The 555-nt window shown below is 45.6% G+C and carries 1 protein-coding gene and 1 pseudogene; both read right to left on the reverse strand.

Annotated features, from left to right (window positions below; all coding sequences use genetic code 11):
• Positions 1-277: alanine racemase (locus tag R7Q46_RS29350; RefSeq protein ID WP_318078607.1), on the reverse strand; the 277-nt coding region annotated here is incomplete at its 3' end.
• Positions 278-389: 112 nt separating this feature from the next.
• A pseudogene (locus tag R7Q46_RS29355) lies at positions 390-555 on the reverse strand (methyl-accepting chemotaxis protein); the annotation flags it as partial.

A 555-nucleotide genomic window follows, 5' to 3' on the forward strand; every position in this document is an offset into this window, starting at 1 on the left:
CTATGATAGTTGGCATTAAGCCTGCGATACCGTTGCCATAGGCGTCAGCTTTCATCACCGCACAGATTTTAGTCTGGTCACTCATGTGTGACTTAAACTGCTCGATGTTTTGCTTAAACTGACCTAAATCGATTTCTAGCCAAGTGTTGGATGATTGAATTTGACTCTCTTGGTCTAACGTCGTTTGAAGCTGGAGTGGAGCTGCGATTGAATGCATAGCAGGGGTGAACGTTGCTGCAGCAATGGCAATAGAAAGAAGAGTTTTCTTAAGGCGCATAAAACCTCCATACGCGTTTTTTTATTGTTAAAGGAAAGCGTACGAGGGAATGTACGCCAGAAAAACAAAACGCCCCAAACTGCGGAGCTTGGAGCGTTTTTGTCGAGTCGTTTTAGTTTAGCTTAAAGCGGCTCATTACATCTTGAAGAGATACGGATAGCTGGCTCAATTCGCGGCAAGCTTGTGCAGTTTGCTCTGAACCTTGCGCGACCTCTTGAGACGCAAGATGGATGTTTTCGATGCTACGGCTTAGTTCCTCAGCAACTGAGTCTTGCTGG

It is taken from the genome of Vibrio sp. 811 (genome assembly GCF_033339195.1).